The sequence below is a fragment of the Rhodanobacter sp. UC4451_H18 genome (assembly GCF_052978225.1).
This window is the reverse complement of sequence record NZ_CM129663.1, coordinates 3564196-3582910: the sequence shown is the minus strand read 5'-3', so window position 1 is coordinate 3582910 and position 18715 is coordinate 3564196. Positions and strand designations below refer to the sequence as shown.

Annotated in this window: 9 protein-coding genes; 2 read left to right on the top strand and 7 right to left on the bottom strand. The window is 63.0% G+C overall.

Annotated features, from left to right (window positions below; all coding sequences use genetic code 11):
• Positions 1-4 precede the first annotated feature (4 nt).
• The 3 genes from ACVCMG_RS15980 to ACVCMG_RS15970 all read right to left on the bottom strand — a co-directional run bounded on the left by ACVCMG_RS15980 (position 5) and on the right by ACVCMG_RS15970 (position 4070).
• Positions 5-1264, bottom strand: coding sequence for a phosphotransferase family protein (locus tag ACVCMG_RS15980; RefSeq protein ID WP_447114535.1), 1260 nt, complete (start codon positions 1262-1264; stop codon positions 5-7).
• A complete protein-coding gene (locus tag ACVCMG_RS15975) occupies positions 1261-3489 on the bottom strand; it encodes a polysaccharide biosynthesis tyrosine autokinase (protein WP_447106447.1) in 2229 nt (742 codons plus the stop codon). The genes ACVCMG_RS15980 and ACVCMG_RS15975 overlap by 4 nt, the downstream gene beginning before the upstream one ends.
• Before the next feature lie 206 nt (positions 3490-3695).
• On the bottom strand, positions 3696-4070 hold the full coding sequence (locus ACVCMG_RS15970; RefSeq protein ID WP_395119594.1) for a hypothetical protein: 375 nt from the start codon (positions 4068-4070) through the stop codon (positions 3696-3698).
• A gap of 126 nt (positions 4071-4196) precedes the next feature.
• On the opposite strand from ACVCMG_RS15970, the gene ACVCMG_RS15965 reads away from it, so the two are divergent.
• Complete coding sequence (locus ACVCMG_RS15965; RefSeq protein WP_395119595.1) at positions 4197-5372, top strand: polysaccharide biosynthesis/export family protein; 1176 nt, start codon at positions 4197-4199, stop codon at positions 5370-5372.
• A gap of 176 nt (positions 5373-5548) precedes the next feature.
• Positions 5549-6736 carry an MraY family glycosyltransferase gene (locus ACVCMG_RS15960; protein WP_447114534.1) on the top strand — a complete coding sequence of 396 codons (1188 nt, stop codon included), beginning with the start codon at positions 5549-5551 and terminating at the stop codon, positions 6734-6736.
• 987 nt (positions 6737-7723) lie between these two features.
• Here the strand turns inward: ACVCMG_RS15960 and ACVCMG_RS15955 are convergent.
• From ACVCMG_RS15955 to rmuC, 4 genes are all read right to left on the bottom strand, one after another.
• Positions 7724-9346: an AAA family ATPase gene (locus tag ACVCMG_RS15955; RefSeq protein WP_447114533.1), complete on the bottom strand. Its 1623-nt coding sequence runs from the start codon at positions 9344-9346 to the stop codon at positions 7724-7726.
• Positions 9347-9774: 428 nt separating this feature from the next.
• The gene (locus ACVCMG_RS15950) at positions 9775-15822 is read right to left on the bottom strand and encodes an ATP-binding protein (protein ID WP_447114532.1); all 6048 of its coding nucleotides are present in this window, start codon (positions 15820-15822) and stop codon (positions 9775-9777) included.
• A 423-nt stretch (positions 15823-16245) separates the two neighbouring features.
• Entirely contained in the window at positions 16246-16728 is a 483-nt protein-coding gene (locus tag ACVCMG_RS15945; protein ID WP_447114531.1) for a hypothetical protein, read from the bottom strand.
• A gap of 349 nt (positions 16729-17077) precedes the next feature.
• Positions 17078-18667 (bottom strand): DNA recombination protein RmuC, encoded by a 1590-nt coding sequence (gene rmuC, locus ACVCMG_RS15940; protein WP_447114530.1) that lies wholly within the window; start codon positions 18665-18667, stop codon positions 17078-17080.
• Between the last annotated feature and the right edge of the window lie 48 nt (positions 18668-18715).

Below are 18715 nucleotides of genomic sequence, written 5' to 3'. Positions count from 1 at the left end.
GCGCTCACGAGGCGGACGCCCGCGCCAGCAGCGCATCGAGCGTGCGCGCGGCCTCGTCGGCGCCGTACCAGTCCAAGCCGGTATCCGCCTGCGACGGCTGCCGTTCCAGGCTGCGCAGCGCGTGCACGCAGTGGAAGGCGATCAGGCGTCGATTGGCTTCGTTGCGCGAGCGTCCCAGCTCGCCCATCAACCGTTGTTCGAGTCCCTGCGCCCGCGCGGCCGGCGCATCGCCGCCCAGCCGCGCCACCGCGTCGAGCAGGCAGATCAGGTCGTGGTCGGCCGGATACGCGGCGCCGGCGTATTCCCAGTCGAAGACGCACAGGCGGCTGTCCTGCCGGAAGCAGTTGACCGGCGTGAAGTCGCCATGGGCCAGGCCGCGGGATGCGATCAGCGACGGCTCCGCCGCCAGCACCGCCATCGCGCGATCCAGGCGTTGTCGCCACGGCGGCGCCAGAGCGTCACCTAGTTGCGCAAGGCGTGCGCTCCATTCGTCCAGCAGCGAGGCTCCGCTGCGAGCCCATGACGACGCCGTGCGCGCAGCGAGTTCCTGCAGGAAATCCAGGTGCAAGGCATCGAGGTCGGTCAGGCAGCGGGCGGCAGGCGTCCGCACCGCATCGGTGGCGAGGATCGCGGTGCCGCCGCGCACTTCACTGCGCAACACGCAGGGCAGCCACGCCGAGCGCAGGTCCATCGCCGCAAGCAGGCGCAACACCTGCGCTTCGCGCTGAAGCAGCACCTGCACCGCCGGCACGAGCGACACCTTCGCGTAGGCGCGAATGTGGCCGGCGTCGTCCATCAGCTGCACGCTCAGCTTGCGATGCGGGCCGGGCGTGCCGGTCAGGAAGGCGCCGTGGCGGGCACCGGCATCCGCCATGCGCGCCAGGTCGCCCACCCCGGAAACATGCACCTTGTGCGGCAACAGCGGCCCCAGTCCCAGCCGCGCGCCGACGCTGGCCACGCCCTTGACCGCGCGCGGCACCCACCGCACCGGCTGCACCAGGGCCAGCGCACCGGTGCTGACCGCACGCGGACGCAGCGGCAGCAGGAAGAAGCGCGAACCGGTGCGGCCGGACAACACGCCGTACGGCGCGGAGCCGGCATGCGGCTGCGTGCGCACGCGCAGGCCGACCGCCTCCATCTCCCGCACCGCCGCGCGGAAAGACGTATCCGCGCCGAAACCCGGCCGACGGCGCGAGCCGGACCCGTCGCGGTTCGACGGCCGCGGCACCGGCTCAGCCAAGTCGCTGATCTCGGCGCGGATCATTGGGCAAAGCCGTATCCGAGGAACCCGTAGGTGGAAAAGCCGTTGCTTCGCTTCTCCATGCCGTTGAACACCACGCCCTTGATCGACACGCCAGCCTGGCGGAAGCGCTGTATGGCCAGCTCGACCTCGCGCGACTGGTTGAGCCCGTAGCGCACCACCAGCAGGCTGGTGCCCACGTGATGGCCGATGATGGCCGCGTCGGTCACCGCCAGGATCGGCGGGCTGTCGATCACCACCAGGTCATAGGCGGGCGAAAGCCGCCGTAGCAGCGCGCCGAAGTACGGCTGCATCAGCAGCTCCGACGGATTGGACGGCTTGCTGCCGCGCGGGATGAAATCCAGCTCGCCGCCCAGGCCGGTGATCGGGCGGATGGCTTCAGCCACCTCCAGCTCGCCGGCCAGCAGCTCGGACAGGCCGCCGTCCGCGCGCACGCCGAGTACCTGGTGCAGGTCGCCATCGCGCATGTTGGCGTCGATCAGCAACACGCGCAGGCCCGCCTGCGCATTGACCGCCGCGAGGTTGGACGAGACGAAGGTCTTGCCTGCCTGCGAGCTGGAGCCGCAGACCATCAAGCGGTTGTCGCTGGCGCCGAGCTGGGTGAAGCGCATGCTGGTGCGCAGGCTGCGCATGGCCTCGGACGCCACGTCGTCGGGGGCCGCCAGCGCCAGCAGCGCGGAGCGCCCCTTGCCGAGCAGGCGCCGACGATGCTGCGACAGCTCGATCTGCTGCTCGCTCAACGGAATCGCGGAATACACCTCCACGCCGAGCTGTTCGATCTCGGCGGGGTCTTCCAGGCCGCGCCGGAACATCTGCTGCAAGAAAATGTACGCCACCGCCAGGAACCCGCCGAGAAAGGCGCAGCCCATCAGGGTGAGCAGCTTGCGCGGCTTGGCCGGGTGGGTGATGTCGACCGAAGGCGCATCCACCACGCGCGCGGTGCCCACCGTGCCCGCCTGCGCAAGTTCGAGTTGCTGCGCCTCGTTGAGCAGCCCGGTATAGGTGTTGTTGAGCACTTGCACGTCGCCGGTCAGGCGCAGCAGTTGGCGCTGCGTGTCGGGGAACGTGGTCATCCGCTTGTCGATCGCGGCGCGCTGCGCCTGGAGCTGCCCGATCTGCTGCATGATCGCCTTGTAGGCCGGATGCTGCGGCGTGTACAGGCGCTGCACCTCCGCCTTCTGGATGTTGAGCTGGTCGATGTTGTTGTTGATCGTGGCCATCTCGCTCAGCAGCGTCTGCGTCTGCATCGGCACATCCACCGAATGGGCCTTGAGCTGGAACGCGGCCAGCGCGGCCTGGGCGTCGGCCAGCTTCTTCTTGACGTCGGGCAGTTGCTGCTGCACGAACTTCAGGCTGCTGGATGCCTGGGCCGAATTGCGCCCCACGTTCTGCGCGAGGAACGCGCTGACCACGTGCTCGAGCACCTTGACCGCCTGGTGCGGATCGGCGCTGTCATAGGCCAGCGAGATGATGTTGGAGCCCTGCACCGGCTGGCTGGTCGAGATCGCCTGCTGGATACCGGCGATCGTGGTCACCTCGTCGTTGCGCACCACGTGGAAGCGCATGCCGGGGTTGGCGCGCATGCTCTTGACCAGCATGGTCACGCCCGACCCGCTCGACACGCGTCCGACATGGCCCTGCAGCAACTGCATCCCCGGCGAGAACGGCACCTCGCTGTCCTCGGTGAGCACATAGCTGCCGTCCGGGCCGGCGGTCAGTGTCATGTCCTCCCCCAGCAACCGGTCGGGCACGTTCAGCTGCGGCATGTCCAGGTGCGCGCCGCCCCATCCGTACCCGTTCAGCCCGAACCAGGGCGCGTTGACCTCGTTGCCCGAGGTCAGGTCGTGCAACCGGGCGACCAGACCGCCGATCACCGGCACGCGATAGGGACTGGTGTCGATATAGAGATGCAGGTTGCGCACCGCCTCGCCGACCACCGATTGCGCGGTGAGGATCGCCTTGGCGTCCGCCGCCGCGGGGCTCGACGGGCTGCTTTGCTGCGTGCCCAGGTTCAATCCGGGCAAGCTCGGCGCCTGCTCCACCTGCACCATCGCCTTGGCCTCGTACTGCGGCGTCGCCACCAGCAGGTAGGCGAGCCCGATCGCCAGGGCGCCCAGGGTCGCCTTGATGATGAGCCATTTGTGGTCCAGCAAGGTGCCCACCAGGGCACGGGGATCGATCTCGTCGTCGGGCTGGATCTGGATCGCGGGACCACTGATGGCTTTCACGGGGCTCTCTCCGGAACGAAGCTGGATACGCGGACGCCACGGCGGACGGCCATGCCCGGGAACCGGCATTCGCCGGCATCGGCGACGCGATTACCCGGGCGCATCCACAGTGGACCTTGAAAATGTGAATGTTCCATATGAAACCATTATCTACTCATGCATTTCATGCAGAAGACATTCCGGTTTGAAACGGATATTCACGTCATTCATGAATCAGCCAAGTTGGCGCATCGATCACTCACCATCGAAACAAAATGCGACGCGCCATCGCGCCGAATATCCGCCGCACCCACCGGAGTTTTGCCGCCTCCATCCTTCGCTGCCGCACGAGGCCTCGATGCGATCGGATTCAGGCCATGGATACCGGCTTTCGCCGCGGCCGCAGCGCAATTTCTTGCGGCACGCCGCCTCGCGAGGGCCGGCGTGAACGGTAGAGCCACATGACGCAATGCGCCGTTGTCGAAGGAAGCATTTGCGCGCGGCGCGCCGGAATTGTCAACCCGGACATCGGCACTGAAACGTGAAATGCCGATGAAATGATTCACTGCCGGGACATGTGAATGAACATCCAATAAATCCATGCACTGGACAAATCATCCGCGGCGCGGATTATTGGGCCGGCTCGATATTGCATCAATGCCATTATCCGATCCGAATGACAGGAGCAATCCGACATGAACCGAGGTGCGCTTGCTGCAGTTCCGACGATGCCCCGCCGCCAGGTCCGCAACGACATCCGCCCGCAGGGCAAGCGCGGCAGGGCGCACGCCGCGGCGTCGATGCGCAGCGTGGCCGGCATGCTGCTGGTGGCATCGCTCGCCGGCTGCGTCTGGGCGCCGGGGCAGTCGATGTCGAAGAGCTCGCTCGGCGGCGAAAACAGCTACGTGACGCTGGTGCCGATCACGCCGAGCCTGGTCCAGACGCAGCAGCAGAACGCGGCGGCCGACACGACCTCGGCGCTGCCGCCGGCGCTGCTGGACTATCGCCCGGAAGGCTACCGGATCGGCCCCGGCGACACCCTGCACATCACCGTGTGGGACCACCCGGAGCTGACCTCGCCCGCCGGCCAACAGCAGGAAACCGCCGCCAACGAGCGGCTGGTGCGGCCCGACGGCACCTTGTATTTCCCCTACGCCGGCGTGGTGAAGGTGGCCGGCATGACCATCGAGCAGGCGCGCCAGGCGATCACCTCGGGGCTGTCGCACTTCATCCGGGCGCCGCTGGTGGACGTGAGCGTCGCCGGCTACGGCAGCCAGCGCGTGGTGCTGGAAGGCGCCTTCGTCAAGGCCGGCGCGCAGCCGGTGACCACGGTGCCGCTGACGCTGGGCGAGGCGATCGGCGTGGCGGGCGGCGTGGACAGCAAGAATGCCGACCTCTCCAACGTGGTGCTGACGCGCGGAGACGAGTCTTACCACCTCGACCTGAGCCCGTCGCACGACGGCAAGGCGCTGGCCCGCAAGATCTACCTGCGCCCGGGCGACCGCGTGTTCGTGCCGTTCAACTTCGACCAGGAGGTCTACGTGATGGGCGAAGTGCTGCGCCCGCAGGCGCTGCGCTTCAACACCTCGAACCTCACCCTGACCCAGGCGCTGGGACAGGCCGGCGGCCTCAACGAGACCACCTCCAGAGGCATGGTCTACGTGGTGCGCGGCGCGCTGCACAAGGAGGACCCCAACCAGCGGCCGACCGTGTACGAGCTGGATGCGAAATCGCCTGCCGCGTTCGCGCTGGCCGACAGTTTCAAGGTGCAACCGGGCGACGTGGTGTTCGCCAGCGCGGCCGGCATCACTCGCTGGAATCGCTTCACCAGCCAGTTGTTGCCGCTCACCAGCGCGCTGAGCGCCACGGCGTCCAGCCAGTACTACCTCAACAACAGCAAATGACCGGGCTGGGCGGCGAAGGGTCGCGGAGTCGACCCTTCGCCGATGCGGCATGCCCCTCCACCGAGCCGTTCGTGTGGCATCTCGAACAGGCCGAGCAGCGTCACCGAACGATGCAGCGACCCGGGCTTGCGAAAGCATCGAGGCTGCCGGCGACGCGAAGAACAAGCAGGATTGCCATGACCTTCGACCCGCGGATACTCGAAAGCTGCGCGATCGCCACCGGCGTGTCGGCTGTCTCGCTGATGGCACTGCTGCCGCTCGGTCGCCGCCTGGGCCTGGTCGATTACCCGGACCAGGGTCGCAAGCGGCACGCCTTCGACACGCCGCTGGTCGGCGGCCTGGCCATCGCCATCGGCATGCTGGCCGGGTGGTGGCACGCGGATGTATTCACCCCGTTCGAGGACGCCGTGATCTGGACCACGCTGATGCTGGTGGTGGTCGGCGTGGCCGACGACCTGCTCGACCTGCGCGTGTGGGTGCGCGTGGTCACCGAGCTGGCCGCCATCGCCATCGTGGTCATCAGCTCGGGCGTCTACATCCGTTCGCTGGGCATGGTGCATGGCCACGAGCTCACGCTCGGCTGGCTGGGGATACCGTTCACCGTGGTCGCGGTGATCGGCCTGCTGAATGCGTTCAACCTCATCGACGGCATCGACGGATTGGCCGGCTGCCTGGCCCTGGTCGCCGCCGGTGGCATCGAGCTGCTCGGCCGCCACACCGGATCGAACCTGCAGTTCGCCGCGGTGGCGGTGATCGCTGCCGCACTGGTGCCGTATCTGGCGGCCAACCTGGGTCTGTTCGGACGCGTCGGCAAGGTGTTCCTGGGCGATGCCGGCAGCGTCATGCTGGGCTACCTGCTGGCCTGGTCGCTGATCGGCATGAGCCAGGGCCAGTCGCGGCAGCTCTCGCCCGGGCTGGTGCTGTGGTGCGTGGCGCTACCCGTGTTCGACACTTTGACCGTGATGTTCCGCCGCCTGCACCGGGGCGAGTCCCCGTTCACCGCCGATCGCGGCCACATCCATCACCTGCTGATGGATGCAGGCCTGAAGCCACGCGACACGCTGATCTGCCTGGTGGCGTTCGCCGCGATCATGCCGGTGCTGGGCCACGTCATCCACCAGCTTGCCGGCGCGCTGGCCAACGCGGTGGCCTTCGTCGTGCTGCTGGCCATGTATGCGCTGTTCACCGCTTGCCTGGGTCGGCGGCGGGAGATGGAACAGCCATCGCCGCGGATGGCCTCGCGCGTGCTCGCCGGCCCGGGCATGCCCGCGCGGCGTCCTTCGCGCATGCGCCAGCGCAGCGGTGAGGGCGCGCAACACGACGCACCGCCGCGCGTCCAGCGCAGCACCGACCTGCCGACCTGAATCTCGCCGCCCGCACCGGCGTGTTCACCGGCAGTCGCAGCGCGGGATCACGCACGCCGTTACCATGGGCACGAACTCCGTGCCAGACTCGCGCCCCGGAATCCGGCCGCGGGCATGTCGCCGGCCGGGCGCCTGCTCCCCTTCCAGATCCGATTGCATGAGTCACGACGACCACGCCAAGCACACCCCGTTCATGCGCCAGAATATGGGTGTGGTGAACAGCGCTAGTCGCAGCAAGGCTTCCCAGCCAATTCCTGACAATCCGAGAGCCGTGGACACTTCTTGGACACCATAAAACGGGGGTTTTGACCCGGGTACAACCCCGAAAAACGCTTGGACACCCCCCATAAAACACCGCCGCACAGGCCGCCGTTTGGACGTCCAAACGCCCGCCACGAATGCACCCACAGTTCAGCGACAGGACCTTCTCAACGCGTGGATAGCGCCCACTACTTGGCCGACTCCTAAAGCGAGCCTCGGGTGCTTGGGATTGGCCCAACCAGAAGGACTTCCCGGACAAGTCGGCCGAGATGACGACCAGCGCTGGTCGCGACGAGAACGGAGTGAAGTGGTCCGCGGATGCGTAAGGGCACGTACGCTGTCGCCCGGCACGAAAGACGGGTAACCCAATCCAGGACAACCTGGAGCACTGATGGCGTACCACCACACCGGGAACAAAGCTCGAGCGCGCGGTAAGAATTGACCAGAAAAGGTTAGCTGGCCGGTGGATCGCTAGCCAGAGTTAGTAATCCAGAATGGCCTAGCTCGGGCCAATCATGCTCTGGTGCGTCGTCCAGGCCCGGGTTTCACGCTGGTCGTGAGACCTCATGCGTGCACCGGGGCGAATACATCACACGACCAATCGACAGTGACCAGCCCGCCAACCAGTCTCATCAGTTGCAAGCCCATGTCGACCGGCGGAAACCGACCCTTTACAGTCATTGGGAGAAGTCCAACCTAACCCCGATTTCTGGCGTCGTGAATTGCTCAGGTTGCCGCAATTTGCGGGAGCGCGTGATGCAGTGCGGCGACAAGCCCCGGTGCCCGATCATTGAGAAGCACCCGCATGAGCCACGCCTCGAATTGATCTCGACGAGTGTTCCTCAAGCGACTGGCGGCTTGCGCTAGCATTCCCTTGTTGTCGACCAGCGACAAGAGAGCTGGAAGGTCACGATCACTAATAGCCGCGTTGATTTTGTCCCGACGCTCTTGGGCGATGGCTTGGATGTCGAGGCTTTGGGTCTGCTGCCGGTAGTTAGCTTCCATCTCATCAATCGTGCGCTGGTGGCTCAGGTCGGTGTTTTTGAGCGTACGATCAATGCGTCTTAGGGTATGCCGCCGCACAACCGACTCGATCACTTCGGGTTTAGCGGCCGCGGCTAGGATTTCGTTCCGCAACTCCTCAATACGCGTCTCAATGTCATCGGCAGCAAGGTGCTCAGCGACCGCGATCTGTCGACTGATCTCGGGGAGCAAAAAGAGGTTTTCGATTTCTGAAACCGGCAAGACGGTTACGCCTAGTTCTTGAAAACGCGCGGTATCCGCGGCGTCGTAGTCATCTGCATCGACGATGCCCGCGCACTGAATACGCGTAAAGGCGGCATTGGCGCGCATCGTGGTGACAGCGTGGATAACGTCTTTGCATGAGCCGCGGGGAACTACGGTCCATTGTCGATACGCGCATCGGTAGACTGCTTTGTCGAGCCCCTCCAGATCGCCCTCGACGAACAGGATGGGGCGTCGACTTCCCAGCAACAGAGTAGTGAGTTCTTCTGAGAACCCCGTATCTTCTGGCACCGGCTCGACGGTCCATCGAGGGGGAGGCGACGCATAGTCGCGTATCACGTATTTTTGGCCGGTCCGCGAGGCTGCGAACTCCAAGTCATGTGTGATGAACACCAATGCGCAGTCGGGTCGTGCATTTTCCAGCTGGTCCCAAAGCTTGTTCATGATCGACCGGTGTACGTGCAGCTCGGGTTCGTCGATTACGAGAAGAGAATTTTCCGCTGCCTCCAGTGTTTGGCCGATCAGGTAAAAAATGGCACGTTCGCCATCGCTCATATCAGCCGCGCTGTATAGATCGGTGCTGCCGGGCGCACGGACTTGGATGTCATCCCCGCTAATCACGAGCTCACGATGTGGTAACAGATGTTGCCAAATCACCTTCAACCGCTCGAACTTCGTAGCTTTAGCCTCATGCGTGATACCAGCACGCGCGTTGTCATGGGTAGATAAGGCGACGCGGGACTGATCGGCAAATAGCGCTTGGACGACGAAGTCAAAATCGTTCAATAGCGCGACGGCCTGCTGACCTTGCACCCAGCGATGGCCATTGCGATGATTGACTCCGGCACCGTCGTTGGCAAAGCCATACCGTAGGCCTTTCAATGCCAGGCTCTCTTTGATCTTCGGAACTCCCGGGTTCAACGCCAATGCGCGATGCGCTGATATCCGGTGGACGTGCTCGCCAATCGCAGTTTCTATGTGGACGGCAAGACGGGTCTTACCGCCCCCATTGGCACCGACGAAAACAACGGATGTTCCTTGCTCAATGGTGATTTCGACGGGCTCGTCATTGTCGTGCGTCGGAATTAAGAAATTGAAGGGCATGGAGTTAGGACCACGGAGACAGGCAGACATCATGCCCGATACGCGCGGCCCGCGCCTCCGGCCCAATGGCGACAGCTGAGTGACCGCTTCTGGCCGGTCACTGACCGTTGGCCGCCGTTCGTTTGATTCGTCGACTGGTGAATGATGCCCGACGGACGCTGTTCGACCCACAAGAGACATTCGTCGTCTAGGCGGACCAGCGGCAGGTTTCTGAGTTGAGCTATCGCTCCAAGCGCGATCCGATTGCGAACACCTCGGCCAGAGCGGACGGTGGAGCTGCATCTCATAAACAACCGCTGTGCAGCGGGAGTGGTCGGTCGTTGGGGCACTACGAACGCTAGCCCCTCGGCCGGAAGCAGTCCTCCGGGCGGGCCAGTTCGACCCAGCGTGGTCTCTCTCGCCTGGCATCGCCGCTGAATCTGCATGGCTTAGAGCGAGTAGCCGTTCTTCGCCGTCTTCAAGAGAGATTGCCCGTAGCTGCTCGGCTGTTTGATGTGCCTGCTTGCGAACACGTTGATGTCGAGGCCCATCTTCCCACGGGCAGTGGTGATCTGTTCGAGACCTACCGGCGTCAGTACAAGGTAGCAACCCTCGCCCCACAGAGATTCCGCATCGATATCAACTGGACCACCGTCACGCCACCAATGGAGCTTTGCGACCACAGCTCCGCTCGCGTCGAGGAAGACGCTCGGTTCGTCGTCATGCGCGCACCAGCGAAGTCTCATCACCCAGTTCGGGCACAACACGATTGGATAGGCTGCTGCGTCGAAGCCCATGTCCACAGAGCAAACAACCCGCCTTACAAGCGTTGGTGCCAGTTCATTGTCAAGTGCGAGGTACTGACCTAGCCAAACAGCAATTGGCAGCCTGGTATAGCAGTCGTCGAAGTCTTCACCGTCAGTCTGTGCCGAGGGTGCTCTAAAACGGTAGAGGCGGTGCTCCGATAGGCGCGGCTTAAAAATCTTGAAGAGCGACACCTCGGCCACGACCTGGCCGTCGTGGTGTACCGGAAAAGACGCAACGTCGCCGTCGACCTCATCAACCCACTTCTGCTCTCGCTCGGACCAACCGGCACTTCGGTCCATCGGCGGCATTTGAATCCATTCGGGACGCACTCGCGGGAGCTTCAGCGGCCGAGGGGGAAGCGGGCAACCCAAACACTCCAACAGCGTCGGCCTGTCGCGGCCGGTCAGCTTGCCGGCCAGCCGCAGTTCTCCCGCGACGTGGCGAAGGGCGGCAATGGCAATGTAGGCATGAGGCTTCAGGTAAGTGATCTGCATGTCGAGGACGCGAAGCTGAGCCTCAAGCCTTTTGATGCCAGAGGGTCCGAATGCCTCAAGCCCTCCCCAATCTTGGATGAACATCGCCGCGCGGCGGCGGACTGTCATCTCGTCAATGCCTGACACCTTCGCAATGTGCCGTGCCGTCGAGCTCAACATCTGGGTCCAGCCAAGCGGCGACTCGATGCGCATTGCACCAGTTCTCTCGTCCCTGAACGCAGGGTCGCCCTCTGAAGGCTGCTCGAATTCTAGGCTATAGAAGAGCGGCAGTGGCGTCGCGTCCAAGGGGACAGCCAGTCCCCATCGATGCGACAAAAGCGCGGCTGACTCTGCCACCGCAATGTCGCGATGGCTGACCAACGCAACCACTGCGGTGCCCAACTCGGGGGCATGGTCCGCGCTATCAGCAGCCAGCAGCGTTCCGAGCGCCTGCAAGGGGGCGTCGGATTCGCCGGTTAGAAGTCGCCGCATAAGGGACTTGAACAAAGCTTGACCGTGTTCGGCTTGCCCTGCCAATCGCAGCGCGCAATTACGTGCGTGTCGCTGAACTTCTGCAACGGGCAGCCGATAGGCAAAGTGCAGCAACTCTTCCAGAAGATCCGTGTCGCTGAGGGGAAGCTCGCTCGACTGGAAAGGCCGTCCCAGTTGGAACTCGCGAGTGCAGGTCATCTGCTCCTCAAGCAGCGACCAGATGGCCGGCCAGTCCGGCGTCGCGCTGATTACTGGCAATATCGAATCCAGCTCTGTCAGCAGCGACTGGGTGCTCTCCTGGCCCGCCGTCACTGAATCGACGATGTTCTCGAAGGCTGCAGGGGACGTGTCTGGTCCCTCCAAAAGCTTCTTCGCCTCAAAGTAGAGGAACTTGCCGCCACCCATCCACTGGCTCCAGGAGCTCCAAGGGTCCTTGCTTGTCTCGTAGCCTTGCACCAGCTTATTGGCGTACTCGACCTCTCCCGCTGCAACCAACCGCTTCACCATTAGGAAGCGGCAGCGCGCGTTCTCCTGCAAAACCTGCCAGCGCTCAAACATCCTCTGCACCAGAGGAAGCGGAGCCGTCTCGGCCAGATCTCTGAAACGGTACGGGGCGTTGTAGTTCAGTTCGTCGCCATCCGCTTCAAACGCGCGCTCAAGCTCCGCGAGAGTGACCTCTGAGTCGTACTTGCTGGGCGTAGATGAGTGCCGCGATTCCGGCGCTTCTAATGCCCACCGAGCGACAACGGCGTCAAGCTCGGCGGATGAGAACCCATACTCTTCCGCTGCGGCGCGAAGGCGCTTGAGCAGTCCGACCCTCTCGTGTGCTCTGCTGGCTACCTCGATCGCCCCCATTAGCATCAGCACGAGAGGCTCAATCTGACCGGGGCCTGCAGCGTCGGCTGCGACGTCGATGAAGTCGCCGACATGGTACGGATCCCGGTAATGCGGTTCCATGTAGAATGGCAGGCATAGCCCGCACCAGACTGTCGCGCAAGGCAAGACAAATTCGGGGCTTCGCCGGACCATCCCTGACATGAGTAGGTCGACGCGGTTCGGCCAGCCAATCAGATGCCAAGCCGCCAGCGTCTCTGACACCTCGAAGCCGAAGCGAGGCCCAACCTGCATCGCTTCCTCAATGAGCGACATCGTCAGGCGATGCGCGGCCGACGACCCTTCCGTTTCGGTCATGCCGCTGACCTGGCGCATCAAGTTTGAGACCCGCTTGACACTGTTCTCCGGGTCAGCGGTGTTCGCAAGGACCAGAATGTCCCGCCAGATTGCGTACTGTGGGTCCTTTTTTGGGGCCAGCGCGTAGCCAAGGCATTGCTCGGGAACTGTCGCCAGCAACTGTTTTGCCCGTTCCACGTCCCCGACCACAGCCAACGCAATGGCCAAATCTGCCAACCCGTCGATCTGCTCGCTCGGCGTGCTCTCTTGAAGCTCCGCCGCGAGGGCGTTTAGCCGGTCGACGGCCCCCTCACGGTCACCGTCAACCCAGTACGCATCGACGGCCAGTCTGCGTCGCAGGTACGCAGTCCCCCCGAGCGTCGATGAGGCTATGGCTATATCAACTTCTCTAAGTACGGCGCGGTATTCATCCTCGCCACACTTGGCCCCGAGCGTCAGCAGCGCTTGCGCGAGCACAGGGACCGCTTTGAAGGCCTGCTGGATCCGATATGTTTCGTTGCCGCCATCTGATGTCAGACGCAGGACGTACCCAAGCGCAACGCGGGCTTCTTCCTGGATGCTGCCAGCCGGTACGGTCGCGTTGTCGATCGCGGCGCGACCTAAAAGCACGCCTATCTTCGAGGCGTGGTGCTGGAACGGATGAAGGAAGGAGTGCTTCGACAGTGACGCGCTTGGCATCGGCTTGTTGAGCAACGTGCAAAGCCTCGCGTGATGCATCACCGCGCCTACCAGATTACCCAGCCCAGCCAGGTCCGTCTCGTCGTCGCACATAGAGATCATCGGTGCGACTAACGTGTCGAACAGGGCCTCAGCAAGCTCACGACGGCCAGCTTGGAATGCAATCAGTGCCATACGGCGGCGGTAGCCGTTGGGTACCTTTCCGAAGTCAGGAAGGGCGGAGGCGGCGTCAAACAAGGCAAGCGCTTGTGCGACGTCGCCACACCGGTTTGCCACAATCCCAGCGTGAACCATTACTGACGGCTTGTCTTCGTCGGCTACCCCGAGATTGCCGCAGAGATCTAGTGGATCAGCGCCAACCTTCTGAAGAAGCATCGCCTCTGCGGCTTCCCTCCTCAAATGCTGGCGCAGTGAGGCGACTGTTTCTGGATCCAACTTTTCGGGCTGGCGTAGCCCCTCTGCGGCGAGATGGTCAATCGCTGTCTGAATCTGTTCGGTGTCTCGGAAGTTGACGGCGCGCTTTGCCCACCTTTCGAACTCATTGATGTTGTGGTTGTGCCCGTGGTTCTGGAACTTGGACGTATGGAGCTGCGCTAGCGGCTCGAGGCTTTCAAACAGATCCTTCGCGCGCTCGAAGTCGCCTCGCGCCAGCAGTGCGTCGACAACCTCGTAGCCCTGGCTGGGGAAGTACTGCACAAAGGAGAGGGCTGCATCTATGTCCCCGACTGCAACCATTGCCAGCGGAAGCTGGTCGGCGTACTCAAGGGCTGTTTCGCGCCGCCCCACTTCGTCACGACACAGCAGCAGCCGTGCGAAGGCGGTCGAGTCGTGGGTTCCACGCACTGCCAGCAGAGCCAAGCGGATATCGGCGTGGATCTCGGCGATAGAACGCCCGTCAGCCAGTTGCTGCCTGAATCGAGCAGGCATCGCCAGTGCAAGTACATCGGCACCGTCGCCGGCACGTGCGCGGTAGCGCAGTTCCAGCCAGTGCTGCGCCGATTCGCGGGGCGCGCTCTTCGCCAACTGGGCGAGGTCGCGGTACACGCGCTGCGAGTATTCGGCGTCGATGCTTCCGAGGCGGTTTCGCGGTTGAGTGATGACGAACAGCCTGAAGCTGTTGTGGAAGACGCTCCACCCCTGAGATGAACTGCGGAGCAGGTGCCGTGCAACGATCAGGGCGCGTTCAATCGCGGATTCCTTGACCATCGTGGCCAGCAGCCGCAGGTCCATGGGCGCCTCAGCCCGAGCGATGAAGCCCAGCACGTCCATGGCATCGACATCGCTTGCAATCTCGCGCCAAGCAGCGGTGTACACGGTCTCAATATCGCCGTCGAACGGCATCCCACCGCTGAGAAGGTCCTTGCGGCCGCCTTCGTCAGCGTGCAACAGCGCCTGAGTAAGGTAACGCGTTGCCAGCGGGTGGCCATGCGTGAGATTGCTCAGATCCAATCTCGGAATCTCGGCAGGCAGGCCAAGAGCATCCGCCATCCGGGCGACCTCCTCGCGCCCGAGAGGCCCCATGAGAACCTGTCGCTCGCTCTTCTCCGCTTGCTCTCTCACGGCGGGCTTCAGATTCGCGAGATCCAGCCGCTGCGTGCCGAGCACGAGCACAACCCCGATGGGGATCGCTGCGGGAAGAGGCAGCTCGCCCAGAAGCGAATTGGTCGGCCGCTCTTCGCGAGGCACGTGGTCGAGCCCGTCGACGACGATGATTGTTCGGATCCCGTCGCGGTCGAAGCGTTCACCAGCCTGCCGCACCAGGACGCCGAACTGCTCGCGGCGCTCATGCAGCGAGTCGTCGCGAAGACGAAGTCCAACCAAACCGCTGTTGCGCAACTGCGTGCCGACGTCGGTCAGGAAGTTGTCGGCCTCCCCGCGACCCACGCCTTGAGCAGCGCCCGGCACGTAGGCCAAGTAGCGAACGAGCCGGACATTTGCTTCAGTGGCCAGCGCAACCTGCAGGAGAGTGGACTTCCCGGAGCCAGGCGGTCCTATGAGTGAGACGTAGCCCTGGTCGGCGGCATGCAGCGCGGCTAGCAGCTTGACCTCAGTGTCACGGTTGCGCTGGACATAGGCGCCGACCGGGAACCGGTGGATGAGCAGCGTCTTGGCGGGATCACGCCAGCCCAGCTCACGAAGCAGCTCGTCACGCGTCCACCTGTCTTTGTCGCGGGCATCGGCGACCAGCTTGGGCAGTACGCTGGCAATCTCGGATGCCTGCCGCGCCTGCTCGGCGTTCAACTTGTGCGACTGGATGAAGTCCGCCGCAGCTCCGCACACCACACGGAGGCTGTGCAAGAACTGTTCGAAGTCGTCATCGCCCAGGCCGGCTTCACGGCGCAGGTGGTCGATCAGTCGGCTCCATTCCGGTGTGTACCAATCCGCTAGCGGGCGATTGGGATGCTGCTGGAGTTCTTTAAGAAATGCCGCGCTGTGGGGCGGCGTGCCGTCGCCTGGCTTGTCAGTAATCGACGGAAAGTCATTGACAACCAGGCGAATCTCGACCCGGCTTCCCGGGTTGTCCTTGCGCAGGCATTGCCAAGCATGAACCAGGGGCTTCAATAGGCCGTTGGCGCCAGTAAACAGCGTCTCAACAGTGAAGGTGCCAGGGAACTTGGACGTCTTGAACTGGTGGCCGACCACCAATCCATCGAAGCCGAGTACTAGGTCGTCAGCAATACCCGCGTTGCGGTCCGCGACGCCGATCCAGATCAGCTCGTCGCGCTCTAGCGCTGCGTATATGGCAGTGCCCGCCCGCTCATACTGGCCGATGTATCCACGGAGTGCTTGACGTTCACCTTCCGCTGGCGCAGTTGCAGGAGCCGCAGCGTTGGATGGATTCGGTTTCTTGGGCATTTCGGAGCCATGGAAATGGGTTCGGTAGTTGACGCCGACTGGTGCCAAGAGAACTCCCTCAGCATAACCCGGGGCGTCGAGCACCAGATGGTAGATGCTGCTGAGTCATCGAACGCCGTTCTGCAACGAAGTCTGGCCAGCACCGACCGAAGCGGTCATTCGCGAGGTCGATCGTGAATGACTCAGACCAGCCTTTAGCGGACGTATTCGATTACTGTCGTGACCGAACTCTTCGGCCGAGGTCCTTTCGTAGGTTGTACGGCAGGTTTCAGCGGCAACCGGACTTTTGGTCGACGGCTTCGGAGAGAACATGACGGGCAGGTCATGGCCGATATCTGCCGCTGCGTCGATAGATGATCATTGTGCCGGAGAGCTGATCAATCTCGGTCGGTTCAGGCGATCAAGTTGAGCGATGTGTGCACCTCACAACCCCACTATCCTGATGTAAGCGGCGCGCAACGCCTCGGCGTCCACTGCTGCGTGATGTCGGCGCGCCGCCCTCTCAGGCCGGCGGCCGAAATAGATCTCCAGTTCACCCAGGACGTCTTGGCGTGTGACGAGCACCGGCTCCCACGCCGGCACCTCACCGCTCCACGCTCCAAACCCCGTCAGCGCGCTCGCCAACTGTCTCTTGTCGATCGCCCCGTCGAAGTGAATGCGTGGGTGGCCGAAGGATGCTACGAACCCTCGTAGTTGTTCACCGAAGTTCTCATCCGAGAGCGCTGCATCGCCGCCGTCCAGGAGCGGATAGACCACCTTGCTGACGAAGGATGACGGCGCTCCGGGGCGTGGAGCCCGCTCGGCGTAGAAGCATTGGGTGGCATCCGCGTTGACCAAGGCCAAGCTGACCAGCTCGCGCACGGCATCGTTGTTCCACTCGGTGTCGAGAAAGAGAAGATCGGCCATGCTGGGCCCCGGTGTAATTGGGTGGTGCTTGGGAATAACGACGGACAGCGATGTCGTCAGTATGCCCAGCGAAACGACTGCCCACCTGATCAGGCGAACTAGAGCACATCGAGCGCTGATGGCTAGCCACACCGGGAACAAGGCCCTGCGCGCACCGATGTAGTTGATCAGTAGAACCAATCGATCATGATCAGCGCGTCGGCATCCTGACCAGCGCGAGACCACCGGCCGGAATCGGCCAAATGCTACCGTTCGCGGTGATAGCCTTGAGCACCAGACCGATCCTCGCGCAGATCGACTTGGCCAAGCCTTGGACGCGACGATTTGGTGGGCGGAGCACGGTCCGGGCTTATTGCTCTGGCCCGTCGATCATCACGAGCGCCGGAAATGCGGGCTCCTCAATCGATTCCAGGTCGGGCATCAAGTCCTTGTGCAGTGCCTTATTTCCGCGGGCGCCGGCATCCACCAGTTTTTTGCCTCGCGCGACTACAGACTGATTGGATTCGTAAAGGCGATTCTTGGCCTGCCCGTAGGCTTTTGTCACCCCGCCCAGCTTATCCTCGATGGCATTGAACTCAGTCAGGAAGGCGGTCAGCGAATCCATCAGATTGCTGGCCACCTTTCTGATGGCCTCAACCTGAGTATGGAACTTGTCTCGAACCCACATACGCTCGACTACCTTCAGTAGAGCCATGAGTGTGTTGGGGGAGGCAAAAGCGATGTTGTTCTTCATCGCGTCGGTCTGCAGGGAGGGGTCGGATGCCATCGCTTCGGCCAAGGCGCCTTCAATTGGCACGAACAGCACCGTCAGCTCCAAGGCATCATCACCCACCACCTTCGGATAATTCTTGCCGTGCAGATCCTTCACATGCGTGCGCAGCGCCGCAGCATGCTTGGTGAGCGCCATCTGTCGTTCCTCGACGGATTCGGCTGCCGCAGCTTCCGCCCAGGCGACTAGGTTCACCTTTGAATCGATTACCACCCTGCGCCCGTCCGGCAGGTCGAAGATCACGTCCGGACGCAGCTGCTTGCCGGTCTCCTCGTCCTTGTTTGATTCCTGGCGTTGGTAGTTGACGCCCTCGATGAACCCGCAGGTCGTCAACACGCCGTCCAGAATCATCTCGCCCCAGTCACCTCGAACCTTGGCATTGCCCTTGAGGGCGCGGGTCAGATCCCCGGTCGCCTCGGCCATATGCTGATTGAGTGTTTGCAGTTGCTCGATCGAGCCGCGCAGGGTCGAACTCTCCTGAGTCTGGGTCTTGCCCAGTTCCTCCATGCGCTCTTTGAATTTGTCGATGTTGTCAACAAACGGTTTGAGCGTGTCGGCGAGGAGGGCCTTCGAGTGCTCGCCCGTGGCTTTGATACGTTGATCGAGCACGGCGGACTTCTGGTCGAACACCGAACTCGCTTCCTCGATGAACGCGGTGCGCATGGACTCCTTAGCGGAATCTACGAAAGCTTTAGTTTGTTTGACCAGTTCCAGCGCCGCATCACGTTCGGCCGTCATCCCGATCAGACCATTGGACTGGGCGCGCAGATCCCGCTGCGCCTGGCCCAGTTCATTCTTCATCCCTTCCAGGGCTTTGTTCGCCTGGCCGAGTTGGTCATTGCTCGACGTACTCTGTTGCCTAGCGCCGCTGGCCTCGATGCGCGCCGCCTCGCTCTCTTTGCGCAGACCTCCGATGGTGCCGTTCAGTGACGTGCGTTCGAGGTCAAACGCCTGCAGCTGAGTACCGAGGTTGCGCTCGCGTTCTTCCAGCCTTGAGACAATCGCCCGAAACTCGCGTATCTGCTCCTGAAGTCCTTGAATTTCATCAGATGAAGTCTGGGCAGCGTTCTTAGCCTGGCGAATCAGGCTTAGGCGCATTAGCCAACCGGAAACAGCGGCGGATACGATGGCCGCAACGGCTACCAGTGAAAACAGTTCCCATGAAGACATGCGCGAATCTCCTTGAGCTCGAAAACGGTGTAGAACCCGAGTTTAGTT

Coding starts and splice junctions, on each gene's coding strand:
- ACVCMG_RS15980 (WP_447114535.1), bottom strand. CDS start 1,264: ATGATCCGCGCCGAGATCAGCGACTTGGCTGAGCCGGTGCCGCGGCCG.
- ACVCMG_RS15970 (WP_395119594.1), bottom strand. CDS start 4,070: ATGGATTTATTGGATGTTCATTCACATGTCCCGGCAGTGAATCATTTC.
- ACVCMG_RS15965 (WP_395119595.1), top strand. CDS start 4,197: ATGCCCCGCCGCCAGGTCCGCAACGACATCCGCCCGCAGGGCAAGCGC.
- ACVCMG_RS15960 (WP_447114534.1), top strand. CDS start 5,549: ATGACCTTCGACCCGCGGATACTCGAAAGCTGCGCGATCGCCACCGGC.
- ACVCMG_RS15955 (WP_447114533.1), bottom strand. CDS start 9,346: ATGCCCTTCAATTTCTTAATTCCGACGCACGACAATGACGAGCCCGTC.
- ACVCMG_RS15950 (WP_447114532.1), bottom strand. CDS start 15,822: ATGCCCAAGAAACCGAATCCATCCAACGCTGCGGCTCCTGCAACTGCG.
- ACVCMG_RS15945 (WP_447114531.1), bottom strand. CDS start 16,728: ATGGCCGATCTTCTCTTTCTCGACACCGAGTGGAACAACGATGCCGTG.
- rmuC (WP_447114530.1), bottom strand. CDS start 18,667: ATGTCTTCATGGGAACTGTTTTCACTGGTAGCCGTTGCGGCCATCGTA.